This window comes from Rhodococcus sp. ACT016 (assembly GCF_050477185.1).
In the GTDB taxonomy this organism is placed as follows: Bacteria; Actinomycetota; Actinomycetes; order Mycobacteriales; family Mycobacteriaceae; genus Prescottella.
The window spans coordinates 2099611-2113412 of sequence record NZ_JBEAET010000001.1; the positions used below are offsets into that span (position 1 = coordinate 2099611).

The following is a 13802-nucleotide window of genomic DNA, read 5'->3' on the forward strand; positions in this document are numbered from 1 at the left end:
GGAGCGAGGTTAGCCTATCCTGCGCACCGTTGTCGTTGCTAATCACCGCAAATCAACCGAAAGTTGGACGCGCGACCGGATCAGGCGCTGACGTCGTCGAGCGCCGCCGCGATCGCCGGCGGAAGTTCCAGCTCCTCGGCCGACAACACACCCGTGAGCTGTGCGAGATCACGCGCACCGACCACAGCGCTCGCGACACCGGGCCGATCGCGCGCCCAGGCCAGCGCGACCGCGAGCGGCGAGGTGCCCAGCCCGTCGGCGGCGGTGAGCACCGCGTCGACCACCCGCACCGACGTCTCGGTGAGGTAGGTGCGGACCTCGGTGGCGTGCACCTCGTCCGCCCCGCGGGAATCGGCCGGGATGCCGTCGCGGTACTTGCCGGTCAGCACGCCCCCGGCGAGGGGGACCGCGGCGAACACGCCGACGCCGTGATGGACCGCCGCCGGCAGCAGTTCTTCCTCGACGCCCCGGGCCAGCAGTGAGTACTCGGCCTGCGTCGCGACCAGCCGACCGGGACCCCGATTGCCTGCCGCGGTCGCGAGCTGCCATCCGAGGTATCCGCGGGCTCCGGTGTAGCGGACGCGGCCGCTGGTCACTGCGTAGTCGAGTGTCGCCGCGATCTCGTCCACCGGAGTCAGCGGATCCCACGTCGCGACCTGCCACATGTCGAGGTGGTCGGTGCCGAGTTCGCGCAGCGTCGCATCGAGTTGGGTCAGCAGGCCGCGGCGGGAGCAGTCCACCCGCTGCCCGCCGGGGGCGGACGGGTTGATCCCCGCGCTGGCGCTGAGGATGAGGTACTCGCGCGGCACGACGTCGTCGAGCAGTTCCGCGAGAATGCGCTGTGCCTTCCCGTCACCGTAGGCGGGGGAGGTGTCGACGAGCGTGCCGCCCGCGTCGACGAACGCAGACAGCTGCGCGGCGGCCTCGTCGCCGTCGGTGTCCCGTCCCCAGTGCAGGGTGCCGAGACCGAGCCTCGACACTCGTAGTCCGCTCGTTCCGACTGCTCTGTGTTCCATAACCGTCCACGTCTCGACACCGGATGTTCACCTCGGCAGATCGGGTCCGCCGGTCAAGAACATTAGTGGTGCGCACGGCGCGCCGAGAACAGCCACGCCGGGTACCGTCTGTCCGGTGAAACTTGGACCACACGTGTGTATTCCGGATGCCCACAACTGCATCCGCCGTCCGGCTCCCGCACCGAGTGGCCCGGGGTTCCGCGCATGATCGGGGAGGCCATGACCTGGCTCCAGGCGATCGTGTTGGGCGCGGTTCAGGGTCTGACCGAGTTCCTACCGATCTCGTCGTCGGGGCACCTGCGGATCGTTTCGGAGATCTTCTTCGGCACCGATGCCGGTGCGTCGTTCACGGCCGTCACCCAACTCGGTACGGAGGCAGCGGTTCTGCTGTACTTCGCGCGTGACATCGCTCGCATCGTCGTCGGCTGGTTTCGTGGCCTCTTCCACGCCGAGCATCGCAGCGATCTCGACTACCGGATGGGTTGGTACGTCATCCTCGGCACCATTCCCGTCGGTGTCCTCGGATTCGTGTTCAAGGACGAGATCCGTACCGTGGCAAGGAATCTCTGGTTGATCTCGACGATGCTCATCGTGTTCGCGCTCGTGATCGCGGCCGCCGAGTACTACGGCACCAAGAAGCGCCCCCTCGAGGAACTGCGCGCCAAGGACGGCATCGTGATGGGAACGGCGCAGGCGCTGGCGCTCATTCCGGGTGTCTCCCGCTCGGGCGGCACCATCAGTGCGGGTCTGTTCCTCGGGCTGACCCGTGAGGCCGCGGCCCGGTACTCGTTCCTCCTGGCCATTCCGGCGGTGCTGGCGTCGGGTCTGTTCAGCCTGCCGGACGCTTTCGAGCCGGCGGGCGAGGGCCTCAACGCGTCCGGGGCGCAGCTGCTGGTCGCGACGCTGATCGCGTTCGCGATCGGTTACGCCTCGATCGCGTGGTTGCTGAAGTTCGTCGTGAACCACTCGATGTACTGGTTCGTCGGATACCGGGTCATCCTCGGCGTCATCGTGCTCTCGCTACTCGCCACGGGTGTCGTATCGGCGACGTGACCGGGTTCCGGACCGTGCCGCAACTAGGCTGGAGCGCATGACGGTCATTCTGCTGCGTCACGGGCGCTCGACGGCGAACACGTCGCGCATTCTCGCCGGCCGGTCTCCGGGCGTCGCGCTCGACGAGGTCGGCGTCGAACAGGCCAAGGGTCTGGTGGACCGGCTCGCCGGTCTCGCGATCGAGGAGATCGTGCATTCACCGCTGTTGCGCTGCGAGCAGACGGTGGCACCCCTCGCCGTCGACCGAGGCCTCGAACCGCGAACCGACGAACGCTTGATCGAGGTCGACTACGGGCAGTGGACCGGTCGCGAATTGAAGGACCTGGTCGAGGAGCCGCTGTGGAAGGTCGTCCAGCAGCACGCCTCGGCGGCGGTGTTCCCCGGTGGCGAGGGGCTGGCCCAGGTGCAGTCCCGGGCTGTCGCCGCCGTCCGGGAACACGATCGTCGGCTCGCCGACGCTCACGGCCGGGACGTGGTGTGGATCGCGTGCAGCCACGGCGACGTGATCAAGTCCGTCCTCGCCGACGCGGTGGGAACCCATCTCGACGGGTTCCAGCGCATCGTGACCGAGCCGGCGTCGATCAGCGTGGTCCGGTACACCGCCACCAGACCGTTCGTCCTGCGGATGAACGACACCGGCAGCGATCTCGCCGGATTGGACGGCGGCGGTCGGTCACCCGACGCGCAGCAACCGGTTCCCGGCGGTGAGGTGGGCCGTGACCGGTAGGCGGATAATGAAGCGGTACGCATAGTTCGAGGAGGTGCAATGCCACGCGCGATACACGTTTTTCGCACCCCTGATCGATTCATTGCGGGGACGGTCGGCGAGCCAGGTGACCGGTCGTTCTATCTCCAGGCCGTGCACGATGCGCGGGTGGTGAGCGTCCTGCTCGAGAAGCAGCAGGTGCAGGTGCTCGCCGACCGCATGGGGTTGCTGCTCGACGAAGTGCATCGCCGGTTCGGTACCTCGGTGCCACCCGAGGGCGGCGAACTCGGCGACCTGAGTCCGTTGGTGACGCCACTGGACATCGAGTTCCGGGTCGGCACGATGGGTCTCGGTTGGGACGCCGAGGCCGAGGCGGTCGTCGTCGAGTTGCTCGCGGTGAGCGAGACGGAGTTCGACGAGTCGGTCGTTCTCGACGACGCCGAGGAGGGACCGGACGCGGTGCGGGTGTTCCTCACCCCGGTCCAGGCGCGAGAGTTCGCGCTCCGCTCGGAGCGGGTGGTGGCAGCAGGACGGGCGCCGTGCCCCCTCTGCGGTGAGCCGCTGGGCGCGGACGGGCATGTGTGCATTCGCACCAACGGTTATCGACGAATCGCCGGATTCGATTCGTCGGTCGAGTTCGGGGAAGAGCTCTGACGTCGGTGCCGGTCGACCCGATGGATCCCTCGGCCCGCACGCTGCTTGCCGAGGGGGAGCTGACGCTGGTCGGCCGGATCGTGCACGCGAGCAACGCGACGTTGGTGTGCGACGCGTCGTCTGACGGGCAGTCCGTGCGGTGCGTCTACAAGCCGATTCGAGGCGAGCGCCCGCTGTGGGACTTTCCCGACGGCACGCTCGCCGGCCGGGAGGTCGCGTCCTACCTGATCTCGGAGGCGCTCGGGTGGGGCGTCATTCCCCACACGATCCTGCGTGACGGCCCGCTGGGGCCGGGCATGGTCCAGCTGTGGGTCGAAACGCCCGATCGGCATCCGGAGTCCGGCGGGCAGCTCGATCTGGTGGACATCTGCCCGCCCGAAGAGGTACCGCCGGGGTGGCTCGAGGTGCTGCGCGCCTACGACGTCCAGGGCGTCGAGGTCGCCCTGATCCACGCGGACGATCCGCGGTTGCAGCGGATGGCGGTGCTGGACGTCCTGCTCAACAATGCCGACCGCAAGGGCGGTCACGCGCTGGAGGGGATCGACGGGTCGGTGTACGGCGTCGACCACGGGATCTGCCTGCACGAGGAACCCAAGCTGCGCACGGTGTTGTGGGGGTGGGCGGGCAAGCCGATCGCCGACGACATGATGGCCGACATCGAGGCGCTCGCCGACCGTCTCGGTGGCGACGAACTGCCCGCGGTTCTGGCCGAGCACATCACGGACCGTGAGGTCGACGCCTTGCGCACCCGCGCGAAGGCGCTCGTTGCATCCCCGGTGATGCCGCATCCGGTCGGGTCCCGGCCGATTCCGTGGCCCGCGTTCTAGCGGGAATTACGTAGTACCGCAATCGGTTCTGTGCCGCCGGCCGATCGGCCGCGACTAGCCGGTCGTTCCCGGTGGCGGTGCGGCGACGAGCGCGGCGACCTGTTGGCGGGCTTGCTTCAGCCACAGCGCACGGGTCTGCTCGTCGGAGTCGTTGACGGTGCGGAACACGACCCGCTGGACGTCGCGGATCCCGACGTAGGGCAGCACGCATGCCGCCCAGATTCGTTCGAGGGGATCACCGAATTCGGCGTGCTCGCGGTCGGCCGGCGTGTCCGAGGTGTTGAGTATCAGGGCGCGCTGCGCCCGCAGGAGCCCGACCGGTTCGCCATCGGCGGTCTCGAGCTTGTACGCCACGGCAGGCGCGAGTACGCGTTGCACCCAGCCGGTCAGGATCGCCGGTGGCATGCCCCACCAGTTCGGGTGGACGAACACCAGTGCGTCCACCGTCCCGAGCTCGGCCTGATGCGCACGTACGAGGGCATCTGCCTGCGCACCGGCGTCGGCGAGGGTATCGGTCTCTCCTGCGGTCAGACACGGATCGAACCCCTCCGCGTACAGGTCGTGCGCCACCACCTCGGCCTGCAGGGCCGTCAGTTCGGCGACGACCGCGTCGAACAGGGCCCGATTGAAACTGTCGGGGCGAGGGTGTGCGAGGTAGACGGCTACGCGCATGCCCAAGACAGTGCCACAGCGCACGTCCGGGCCGGAACGGTGCATGTGGCGAGCCCCGACGCCGGGGCGACCGCCGCACGAACATCCGGGGGATCGGTCAGGGGAGGTGCATCAGCTGCCGGGCGAGAGTGAGGAGGCGGCCGGCGAGTTTCATGACGGGGATACCCAGCGGAATCAGGATGAGCGTCACGCACAACACCGCGCCGACGAGCCACAGCACGGCCGCGACGATTCCGAGCACCGTGCTGAGCAGGGCTGTGACGATTCCGAGGAGCGCGTTGAGCAGGCCCTCCAGCGCTCGCACGTCGACCTCCTGGTTCCGCCGGCGCGCCTCCGCGCCGGCTCGGACCCTCTTGGCTGGCCGCGAACTGACCGGCCGCGAGGCCTTGGGCCGATCGGCCGAATGTCGGGCGCGATGCTCGATCGCCTGCGAGTCGGTGTGGGTGCTTTCCCGATGGTGTTCCCGCAGGGGCGCGGCTCAAACCCGCGGGGTGCTGTGCCGCCTCGGTGGGGAGCTGCTGCGCGATCATCTGGGCTACGAGGATGCGCTGCCGGTTCCGGTCGCGCCCGGATGCGTGCGCGGTCGTTCGCACTTCGCCGCGCTGTGGTCCCCGGCGGGACTCGACGGCTATGTGGCGGCCGAGTATTCGGCCGACCGGACCCGGCAGGAGAATTCACGGGTATTGGGCACGGGTCAGTGCTGCTCGGTTCCGTACTCGAATTCGCGGTCGAGCACGACCGGCAGGTGGTGTGGCTGGACGTGCTGAAGGAGAACGACGGCGGGCGGCGTCTGTACGAGAGGCACGGGTTCACCGTCGCAGGGGAGTTGCCCTTCGCGACCGATCTGCGCGAGATCGGGTTCTGGGTGATGACGCGACCGACTGATGGGCGCTAACGACTCGCCCCGACGTCACCGGGGCCCGTCTCCTCTGCGGGTACGGGCCCCGTTGACGACACCGCGATCCTGCGGTGGAACCTACAGCGCCGTGGCGACCTTCCACGCCGAGTGCATCGCGCCCTCGATGTAGTCGACCTCGGTCGCGTCACCGACGACGCGGACCTCCACGCCGGCCCGGGCCAGCTCGTCGGCCAGCGGCGCCGACGCCGAGACACCCGAGGCCACCACGACCATGCTCGCCGGCGCGGACAGGGTCTTGCCGCCGACCGTGAACTCGACGGTCTTCGGGGTGATGCGCTCCACCGTCGCGTGGCGGTGGATGTTCACACCCAGCTCACCCGCGTGCTTCACCGCGGTCCAGCGGCGCGGCATCGCCATCGGCACACCGAGCTGCTGACCCTCCGCGAGCAGGGTGACCCGGCTTCCCCGCTCCGCCAGGAACTCGGCCAGCTCGAGTCCGACGAGTGATCCGCCGATGACGACGACGTTCTTGCTCATCGGCAGGAACTTGAGGAACTTGCGGCTCAGGTCGCGGATCTTGGCGGGGCTCTTGGTGATTCCGACGAGCGCGCCCAGCTTGCCCATGGTCCGCAGGAACAGCGACTGGTCGGAGACGTCTCCGGTGCCCGTCATCAGGGCGCGCAGGGTGTCGCCGGTGTGGACGTGGGGCAGGTTTCCGCCCGGCACACTCGGGCGCTCACGCACCGCACCCGTGGCCACCACGACGACGTCGGGCGCGAGCGCCTTGATGGTCGCGGCCGTGGCCTCGGTCTTCAGCCGGACGTCGATGCCGAGCCGCTCGACCTCCTGGGTGAGCCACTTCAGCAGGCGCTCGTTGTCGGGCGTGGTCAGCGTGGAGAACCACAGGGTGCCGCCGAGGCGGTCGGTCTTGTCGAGCACGGTGACCCGGTGTCCACGCTCGGTCGCGACGCGGGCGGTCTCGAGGCCACCCGGACCGGCGCCGACCACGACGACGTGCCTGCGCTTGGTGGTCGTGGGGAAGGGCAGCAGCGTCTCGTTGCCCAGCGCCGGATTGACCGCGCAAAGCGGGGTGTCGTCCCAGAAGTTCTCCTGCACGCACACGTAGCAGTTGATACACGGGCGGACCTGTTCGGCGCGCCCGGCCTTCAGCTTGTCGACCAGGTTGGGGTCGGCCAGCAGCTGACGGCCCATCGCGGCGAAGTCGGTGCGGCCTTCGGCGATCATCTTCTCGCCGACCTCGGGAAGCATGCGGCCGACGGTGATGATCGGAATCGACACCGCGCGCTTGATGACGCCGGCGTTGTCGGTGTAGAAGCCCACCTTGTTGGGCAGCGGGCCGTCGGTGAAGTTCGCGAACGCGTTCAGTGCGGTGCCGGTGACGTGGATGGCGTCCGCGCCGGCCTTCTCGAACATCGCGGCCGCGCCGGCCGCCTCGGCGGGGGTCAGGCCGTCGGACTCGCCGTACTCCTGCCCGGCCAGACGCACGATGACCGCCAGGCTGTCGCCGACCTCGTCCTTGACCGCGCGGATCACCTCGCAGGTCAGTCGCGCCCGATTCTCCAGCGACCCGCCGTACTCGTCGGTGCGCTGGTTCGAGTAGCGGCTCAGGAAGCCGCCGAGGACGTAGTTGTGGGCGCAGTGGATCTCCACCGCGTCGCCGCCGGCCGCCTTCACACGACCCGCCGCCTCGGCGAACATGCGGACCAGCCACTCGAGGTCCTCATGGGTGGCCTCGTGGTAGCTGGCCTTCTTGCCCTCCTGGATGGCAGCCATCTTCCCGAGTTCCTCGGGGGTGCAGTCGGCCATCGCGCTCATGTCGCCGGGCGGCTTCGGAATGGACGGCACCAGCTGCGGGCGGCCGTCCAGGGTGTCGATCCGGGCGACCTTGCCGTGGTGCGTCATCTGCACGCACAGCTTGCTACCCGCCTCGTGGATCGCGTCGGCGAGCGCCTTCAGGCCGGGGATGAACCGATCCTCGGACAGGCCCGGCTCCTTGCGGCTGGTGCAGCCCGCCGGGTACGCGACGGCGCAGCAACCCGTGATGATCATCCCGGTGCCACCGGCGGCACGGGCGGCGAAGTGGTCGATATCGCCCTGGTGGATCTCACCGTCCTCGCAGAGGTTCATGTCCATCGCGGGGAGCACGACCCGGTTGTCGAGCGTGATGGGCCCGATCTTGCCGGGGGCCAGGAGGTTTGGGAATGCGTCGTCTCGGATCGTCACGACCGGAAAGCTAGTGACCGAGCACACCGCGATGGTGCCGTTTCCCGCTCAACGGGACTGCTGTGGGGCGATCGGCGGGGCACGTGGGACCTCACCGACGACGCCGCGCGTCAAGGCGGAATCGGGTCTCCACTAGGCTCGTTGCCATGCAGTCTTGGTCCGACACCGCTGTCCCGTCCGTGCCTGGTCAGGGCCCGGCTCTCCGGCTCTACGACACCGCGGACCGGCAGGTCCGGCCGGTCACCCCCGGCCGGACGGCGAAGATGTACGTGTGCGGCATCACGCCGTACGACGCGACGCACCTCGGTCACGCAGCGACCTATCTGACGTTCGATCTGGTGAACCGGATCTGGCGTGACGCGGGTCACGACGTGCACTACGTGCAGAACGTCACCGACGTCGACGACCCGCTGTTCGAGCGGGCCGAGCGCGACGGCGAGGACTGGGTGGTGCTGGGTATGCGCGAGACCGCACTGTTCCGCGAGGACATGGAGGCGCTGCGCGTGCTGCCGCCCCGTGACTACATCGGTGCGGTGGAGTCGGTCAACGAGGTCGTCGAACTGGTCGAGAAGTTCGTCGCCTCCGGTGCGGCTTACGTCGTCGACGACCCCGAGTACCCGGACGTCTACTTCCGTGCCGACGCGACCGACCAGTTCGGTTACGAGTCCGGCTACGACCGCGCCACGATGGACCACTTCTTCGCCGAGCGCGGCGGCGACCCGGACCGTCCCGGCAAGAAGGATCCGCTCGACGCGCTGGTGTGGCGCGCACAGCGCCCGGGGGAGCCGTCGTGGCCGTCGCCGTTCGGTCCGGGCCGTCCCGGCTGGCACATCGAGTGCGCGGCCATCGCCCTCAACCGGATCGGATCCGGCTTCGACGTCCAGGGCGGCGGCAGCGACCTGATCTTCCCGCACCACGAGTTCTCCGCGGCGCACGCCGAATCCGCCACCGGGACCGGGCGTTTCGCGCGCCACTACGTCCACACCGGCATGATCGGGTTGGACGGCGAGAAGATGTCGAAGAGCCGGGGCAATCTGGTGTTCGTCTCGAAGCTGCGCGGCGAGGGCGTCGACCCTGCCGCGATCCGGCTCGGGCTGCTCGCCGGCCACTACCGGACCGACCGTGCGTGGACCGACGAGGTGCTCGCCGACGCGCAGGCGCGACTGGCGCTGTGGCGCAAGGCCGCCGCGCTCGAGTCGGCACCGTCCGCGGAGGACACGATCGCCCGCCTGCGTCAGCACCTCGCCGACGACCTGGACACGCCCAAGGCGCTCGACGCGATCGACGGCTGGGCCCGCCGGGCCGTCGACCACGGCGGACCGGACGCGACGGCACCGGCCGCGCTGGCGACCGCGGTGGATGCGCTGCTGGGTGTGGACCTGCGCTGACGGCTCCGGTCACAGCCGGGTGAACTGCCCGCGGTCCTCTTCGAACTCGGCGAGGATCTCCGAGGTCAGGGTGGGCCGGGTGTCGGCGATGGCGGTCAGGTAGTCGTCGGTGGTCGCCGGCCGCCCCGACCGCTCGGACACCTCGCGTTCGAACGCGGCCTGCGACCCCTTGCGGGCCGCGAACTCGATATCGGCCGGGGTGAACAGTTCGCTGGCGGCGACGAGTCGCTCGAGGTCGACGTGCTGCGCCGACTCGCCGAGATACCGTCGCCACACGGCGCACCGCGCAGGTGCGTCGGGCGGACCGACCGGGATGAGGTAGTCGAACCGGCCCGGCCGCAGGAACGCCGAGTCCAGCGACCGCACGGAGTTCGTCGCGCACACCATCAGGCGGTTGTCGTTCTCGCGGAACGACGGGATCAGTTTGAGCAGTTCGTTGGTGACGCCGTGGGCCGGGTTGGTCGCGAGTCCGGTTCTGGCACTGGCGATCTCCTCGACCTCGTCGATGAAGAGCACCACCTGCTCGAGGTCGGCGAGATCGGCGAACACCTCGCGGAGGGACGCGGCGAGTCCGCCGGGTCCGGACGCCGCGAGGCGGGACGGGAACAGTTCCACGAACGGCCAGTCGAGACGCGACGCGATGGCCTTCGCGAAGCTGGTCTTGCCGGTGCCCGGAGGCCCGAACAGGATCACGGCCTTCGGCGGTGTGACACCGTACTGGTCTGCGAGGTCGGGGTGTTCGAGGGGCGACACGACCCGGAGTTCGATGACGTCCTTGACGGCCTCCATCCCGGACATCCGATGCCACAGGCCACCCGGCATGACGCGCCCGCCGAGTTCGCTGAGGAGGGTCTTGTCCGGGCCGAGCGGCTCGAGCAGTTCGTAGTAGACGAGTCCGTCCCGGCGCAGGTAGCCGGAGTGCTCGAACGCGGCCGAACCGGTGGCAGCCTCGGGCATCACCGCCGAGATCCGGTGTGCGCCGGCGCTTCGCAGTCGCCGCTCGAGGTGGGCGAGCAGGTCGCTGCCGATTCCGCGGTTGCGCCACCGCGATCCGAGTGCGACGAGCAGGATCCACGCGCGTTCGCCGTGAACCTGCGCCACCGCCATGCCGACGAGTTCGTCACCGACGACCGCGACGACGGCGGGTTGGCCCGCGCGTGCCGCGGCCATCACTTCGGCGAGGGTGAAGACCGGTTCCGGTGATCCGGGCACCCGACTCTGGTCCCAGATCTGAATGGCCTGATCCAGGTCGTCGTTCTGGAAGTCTCGCAATCGCCACACCGGCATGTGCGTTCACCTCGATCCCGTCGTCGGCGTCCCTCCAGTAGACACGTCGGGGTGTGCGCTGTCAGGGCGTGTGTGGAATCGATTCGGCTCCGAAACGCGATAAAGCGCCAGGTCACAGCGTTGATTCGATGGAAGTCCGTGTGGTGGGCCTCACCCGGTCGGTAGATTGTGTCGAGGTCTACCGCGACGCTCGGAGGCGAAGCGCACATGACACCCGACGAACTGATGAACGAGGCGTGCAGGCTCGCGATCGAGTCGGTGACGAACAACTGGGGCGGGCCGTTCGGCGCGGTCATCGCCCGCGACGGCGAGATCGTCGCGCGGGGACAGAACCGGGTGCTGCTGACCGGTGACGTCACCGCGCACGCCGAGATCGAGGCGATCCGCAAGGCCGTTCAGGTTCTGAACGCGGAGGCACCCAGCATCGCCGACGAGCACCGCAACGAGTCGACGCTCGCCCTGATCCCGCGGCCGGAGGGCTCGCCGGACACATTCCCCGAACGTGCCCGCATGCTGACCGGGATGGAGATCTACGTCAGCGGCGTGCCGTGCCCGATGTGCATGAGCGCTGTCTACTGGTCCCGCCTCGATGCGGTGTACTTCGCGAGCGATCTCGCTGCGACCAGCGGCATCGGATTCGACGACGCGTTCCAGTACGAGGACTTCACGAGGCCGCTCGCCGACCGGTCCATCAAGATCGAGCAGATTCGTCCCGACCTCGGCGCCGCGGCGTACGCAACCTGGGCCGCGAAGCCGGACAAGCATCCGTACTGACGTGGCGGACAAGGGATGCCACGTGCCGACCGCCGGTGACCGTGGTCGTTGCCGTGACCGTTCGTCGTCGTGTCAGCTCGATCCGGTGACAGTGAGCCACAGCAGTGCGATGTTGAGTGCGATGATCAGTCCGGCGCACACCCACGCGATCGCGGTGGTGGCGGGTGCGTTGCGTTCGGGGCCCATGAGTTCGCGATCGGATGTCATGCGCACCAGGGGAATCAGGGCGAACGGGATGCAGAGGCTCAGCACCACCTGGCTGAGAATGAGCGCATAGGTGGGGTCCACGCCGATGCCGAGAACGATCAGCGCGGGAATCAGCGTGACGATGCGGCGGGTGAGGACCGGGATCCGCATTTTCAGCAGCCCGTGCATGATCTCGGATCCGGCCGCGCAGCCGACCGACGTGGATGCGAGGCCCGACGCGAGCAGACCGACACCGAAGACGATCGCGACGCCCGGGCCCAGCGCCGCCTGAATCGCAGCGTGTGCGCCCTCGATGCTGTCGGTGTCGGGAACGCCGCGCAGGGCCGAAGCCGCCAACAGCAGCATGCCGATGTTGACGCCGCCGGCAACGACCAGCGCGCTCGCGACGTCCCAGCGGGTGATGCGCAGCAGCCGGTGCAGGCGGGGGCCGTGTCCCGCGGCACCGTGCCGGTCGCGGGCGAGTGCGGAGTGCAGGTAGATCGCGTGGGGCATCACGGTGGCACCGAGCATGCTCGCGGCGAGCAGGACGGTCTCGGCACCGTCGAACCGCGGGACCAGACCCTCGAGCGCCTCGCCGCCGGAGACATCGGTGAACGCGAGCCCGGCGAGGAACCCGATCGTGATGATCGCCAGCAATCCCATGACGACGAACTCGAACGTCCGCTGTCCGCGGCGGGACTGGACCGACAGGATCAGCATCGACACGACGCCGGTGATCAGTCCGCCGAGAAACAGGGGCAGACCGAACAGCAAATGCAACGCAATGGCCCCGCCGATCACCTCGGCAAGGTCGGTTGCTGCCGCCATCACCTCGGCCTGCAGCCAGAACGCTCGCCGGTTGCCGGTGCGCAGCCGTGCTCCGAGCATCTCGGGCAGCGAGCGCCCCGTGACGAGTCCGAGTTTGGCCGACAGGTACTGGACCAGCACGGCCATGCCGTTGGCGAGGACCAGCACCCAGATCAGCAGGTAACCGTACTTTGCGCCGGCGGTCAGGTTCGCGGCGACGTTCCCGGGGTCGACATAGGCGATGGCGGCGACGAACGCCGGTCCGAGAAGGGCGACGGAACGCAAACCGCCCCGCGGATGATGCGGGGCGGGTGCGTCGATATCGGTGCTCACGGATCTCCACAGGGGGCGTCTCGAACAACCGACCATCGGTTATTCGCTACTTCGCACTATAGAGTTCGGTGGCCCGAAACCTCAACCGGATGGGGTCCGGCCGGCCACTCTCTAGTGGAGGATGGACAGTGCGCGCTGGAAGCTGTCGATGCGCTGCATCAGACCGTTGGTGCCGCCGTTGACGATGCGGGAGACGCTCTCGATGCTCCCGGTATCCGAGACGGCGTTGAGGTTACGGGACTGCCAGTACCAGGCGGCGGTCTCGAACGCGTTCTCCGGCGTCGCCATCAGTTCGGGGTGCGCGATGAAGTCGATGCCGAGGTAGTTGCTCACGCTTTGGTAGTTGTCGCGCCCGGTGACCTGGATCGCACCGCGGCCCTTGTATCGCTCACCGTCGCCCGGGGCGAAGTTGCCCAGATCGGAACGTCCCTCGTAGGCGCGGCCGGACGCGTACTCCTCGAAGGTGCGGAAGGAGTCCGACTCCACGACGAGCTGCGCGATGAATGCGGCCTTGCGCACGGGCGTGTCGATGCCGGCCTTGGCGAGTGCCTCGTTGAGCGGCGCGACGTACCCGGCGAGCTGCTGGGGCGAAACCTGCGGCACGATGCCGACGAGCTCGTCCAACGTGACCGAGGCGGGGCTCGGCGGCGGCGGGGGCGGGGGCGCGATGGCCGGGATGATGCTGGCCTGCGGGGCGGCGGCGGGTGCCGGGGTCGACTCGGGCAGGTTCAGTGCCTTCAGCAGGCCCGTCGACTCGAGGAACTGCGCGGGTGCGACTGGGGCAGCCAGTGCTGGCGGCGGGCCCGGTAGGGGCTGCGCCTGGCTCGAGGCGAGCGGTCCGAAGACCGCGTTCCCGAGCAGGCCCGCGGCGGCCATGGTGGCAACGCCGGCGATGCGGGCCCGTGAGATGAAGCCACAACGGGAGGTGGTCGACGTCTGGTCGAAGGTGTTCGTACGCGAATCATGCAAGGTTCGTGCTCCAGCTTCGGGCTGCAG

At 68.9% G+C, this 13802-nt stretch carries 14 protein-coding genes; 7 read left to right on the plus strand and 7 right to left on the minus strand.

Annotation, left to right across the window (positions count from 1 at the left end):
* Nucleotides 1–80 precede the first annotated feature (80 nt).
* Complete coding sequence (locus ACQ5DX_RS09830; RefSeq protein WP_430332445.1) at nucleotides 81–1016, minus strand: aldo/keto reductase; 936 nt, start codon at nucleotides 1014–1016, stop codon at nucleotides 81–83.
* A gap of 207 nt (nucleotides 1017–1223) precedes the next feature.
* Here ACQ5DX_RS09830 and ACQ5DX_RS09835 point away from each other — a divergent pair, with 207 nt between their 5' ends.
* The 4 genes from ACQ5DX_RS09835 to ACQ5DX_RS09850 are packed head-to-tail and all read left to right on the plus strand — an operon-like array spanning nucleotide 1224 to nucleotide 4256.
* Nucleotides 1224–2069, plus strand: coding sequence for an undecaprenyl-diphosphate phosphatase (locus tag ACQ5DX_RS09835; protein ID WP_430335609.1), 846 nt, complete (start codon nucleotides 1224–1226; stop codon nucleotides 2067–2069).
* Nucleotides 2070–2106: 37 nt separating this feature from the next.
* Nucleotides 2107–2796, plus strand: coding sequence for a histidine phosphatase family protein (locus ACQ5DX_RS09840; RefSeq protein ID WP_430332446.1), 690 nt, complete (start codon nucleotides 2107–2109; stop codon nucleotides 2794–2796).
* Between the two features lie 39 nt (nucleotides 2797–2835).
* A complete protein-coding gene (locus tag ACQ5DX_RS09845; RefSeq protein ID WP_430332447.1) occupies nucleotides 2836–3429 on the plus strand; it encodes a DUF3090 domain-containing protein in 594 nt (197 codons plus the stop codon).
* A gap of 5 nt (nucleotides 3430–3434) precedes the next feature.
* Nucleotides 3435–4256, plus strand: a complete 822-nt coding sequence (locus tag ACQ5DX_RS09850; protein WP_430332448.1) for an SCO1664 family protein — start codon at nucleotides 3435–3437, stop codon at nucleotides 4254–4256.
* 54 nt (nucleotides 4257–4310) lie between these two features.
* Here the strand turns inward: ACQ5DX_RS09850 and ACQ5DX_RS09855 are convergent, their stop codons facing one another.
* Together ACQ5DX_RS09855 and ACQ5DX_RS09860 are read right to left on the minus strand one after the other, a co-directional pair.
* A complete protein-coding gene (locus ACQ5DX_RS09855) occupies nucleotides 4311–4928 on the minus strand; it encodes an NAD(P)H-dependent oxidoreductase (RefSeq protein ID WP_430332449.1) in 618 nt (205 codons plus the stop codon).
* Nucleotides 4929–5025: 97 nt separating this feature from the next.
* On the minus strand, nucleotides 5026–5232 hold the full coding sequence (locus tag ACQ5DX_RS09860) for a hypothetical protein (RefSeq protein WP_430332450.1): 207 nt from the start codon (nucleotides 5230–5232) through the stop codon (nucleotides 5026–5028).
* A 267-nt stretch (nucleotides 5233–5499) separates the two neighbouring features.
* Here ACQ5DX_RS09860 and ACQ5DX_RS09865 point away from each other — a divergent pair, with 267 nt between their 5' ends.
* Nucleotides 5500–5823 (plus strand): GNAT family N-acetyltransferase, encoded by a 324-nt coding sequence (locus ACQ5DX_RS09865; RefSeq protein WP_430332451.1) that lies wholly within the window; start codon nucleotides 5500–5502, stop codon nucleotides 5821–5823.
* A gap of 81 nt (nucleotides 5824–5904) precedes the next feature.
* On the opposite strand, the gene ACQ5DX_RS09870 is transcribed toward ACQ5DX_RS09865, so the two are convergent.
* The gene (locus ACQ5DX_RS09870) at nucleotides 5905–8031 is read right to left on the minus strand and encodes an FAD-dependent oxidoreductase (RefSeq protein ID WP_430332452.1); all 2127 of its coding nucleotides are present in this window, start codon (nucleotides 8029–8031) and stop codon (nucleotides 5905–5907) included.
* A 146-nt stretch (nucleotides 8032–8177) separates the two neighbouring features.
* On the opposite strand from ACQ5DX_RS09870, the gene mshC reads away from it, so the two are divergent.
* Entirely contained in the window at nucleotides 8178–9419 is a 1242-nt protein-coding gene (gene mshC, locus ACQ5DX_RS09875; RefSeq protein ID WP_430332453.1) for a cysteine--1-D-myo-inosityl 2-amino-2-deoxy-alpha-D-glucopyranoside ligase, read from the plus strand.
* Nucleotides 9420–9428: 9 nt separating this feature from the next.
* Here the strand turns inward: mshC and ACQ5DX_RS09880 are convergent, their stop codons facing one another.
* Complete coding sequence (locus ACQ5DX_RS09880) at nucleotides 9429–10706, minus strand: ATP-binding protein (protein WP_430332454.1); 1278 nt, start codon at nucleotides 10704–10706, stop codon at nucleotides 9429–9431.
* A 207-nt stretch (nucleotides 10707–10913) separates the two neighbouring features.
* Between ACQ5DX_RS09880 and ACQ5DX_RS09885 the strand changes: the two genes are divergently transcribed.
* Nucleotides 10914–11480 carry a nucleoside deaminase gene (locus ACQ5DX_RS09885; RefSeq protein ID WP_430332455.1) on the plus strand — a complete coding sequence of 189 codons (567 nt, stop codon included), beginning with the start codon at nucleotides 10914–10916 and terminating at the stop codon, nucleotides 11478–11480.
* A gap of 72 nt (nucleotides 11481–11552) precedes the next feature.
* Here the strand turns inward: ACQ5DX_RS09885 and ACQ5DX_RS09890 are convergent, their stop codons facing one another.
* Together ACQ5DX_RS09890 and ACQ5DX_RS09895 are read right to left on the minus strand one after the other, a co-directional pair.
* Complete coding sequence (locus ACQ5DX_RS09890; RefSeq protein WP_430332456.1) at nucleotides 11553–12806, minus strand: Nramp family divalent metal transporter; 1254 nt, start codon at nucleotides 12804–12806, stop codon at nucleotides 11553–11555.
* A gap of 111 nt (nucleotides 12807–12917) precedes the next feature.
* Nucleotides 12918–13775, minus strand: coding sequence for a glycoside hydrolase family 19 protein (locus ACQ5DX_RS09895; protein ID WP_430332457.1), 858 nt, complete (start codon nucleotides 13773–13775; stop codon nucleotides 12918–12920).
* Between the last annotated feature and the right edge of the window lie 27 nt (nucleotides 13776–13802).